The sequence below is a fragment of the Corynebacterium sp. KPL4015 genome (assembly GCF_040225725.1).
In the GTDB taxonomy this organism is placed as follows: Bacteria; Actinomycetota; Actinomycetes; order Mycobacteriales; family Mycobacteriaceae; genus Corynebacterium; species Corynebacterium rhinophilum.
On the sequence record NZ_JBEHGF010000060.1, the window covers coordinates 1 to 1,021 of the forward strand.

A 1,021-nucleotide genomic window follows, 5' to 3' on the forward strand; every position below is an offset into this window, starting at 1 on the left:
GACAGGTCAGTCGCGACATAGTTGACGCTTAGGGTTACCTGGCCGTGTCGGGTGATGTTTTACTCATCAGTCGCGACATGTTTGACACTATGAATAGTCCCAACCGCAACATGGCCATCGTCAAGGCAGTCCGCAAACAGGGCCGCAGCCCCTCTAAAGTCGCCCAGCGTTTTGGAATCTCCCGCCAGCGCGTCTATCAGATCCTCAACGCCTTTGACGCCGGCGGCGCCGACGCCATCGCGCCTCGCTCTCGTGCCCCGCATACCCATCCACAGGCAGTGCCTGACAAGCTGCGTAAAGAAATCATCGCTATCCGCAAGCAATTAACTCGCCACGGGCTCGATGCCGGGCCAGACACCATTTCCTTCCACCTAGAAAAAGACGGCCACCGCAGCCCATCAACATCAACAATCCGCCGCATCCTCAACGCTGAAGGCCTTATCACCCCAGCACCGAAGAAGAAGCCTAAAAGCTCATTTGTCCGCTTTGAAGCCGCCATGCCCAATGAATGTTGGCAGGCTGATATCACCTACATCTATCTGGCAGATAACACCCGCGTCGACGTGCTGGATTTCCTCGACGATCACTCCCGCTACCTGCTATCTATTACCGCACGAGCCGGCTTTAGCGGCCCACAGGTAGCACAAGAATTAACCCGCCTGATCAACACATACGGCCCGCCAGCATCCACTCTCACCGATAATGGCTTAGTATTTACTGCCCGGCTAGCCGGGCGCAAAGGCGGGAGGAATGCCTTTGAAAAAGTCCTGACCACACACAAAATCCAACAGAAAAACGGACGGCCAGGACACCCGCAAACCCAAGGAAAAATTGAGCGATTCCACCAAACCCTTAAAAAATGGCTCGCCGCACGACCAGCCGCCCATACCATTGCTGAACTGCAACAACTCCTCGACGAATTCCGCGATTACTACAACACCACACGCCCACACCGCGCACTAGGACGACACACCCCACACCACAGCTACACCACCGGCACAAAAGCCAGCCCCAACGACAA

General features: G+C 55.7%; 1 protein-coding gene. It reads left to right on the top strand.

Annotated features, from left to right (window positions below; all coding sequences use genetic code 11):
• Positions 1-89: 89 nt before the first annotated feature.
• Positions 90-1,021, top strand: a 932-nt coding sequence (locus ABRP64_RS11620; protein WP_284771068.1) for an IS481 family transposase, incomplete at its 3' end; no start/stop codon positions are given.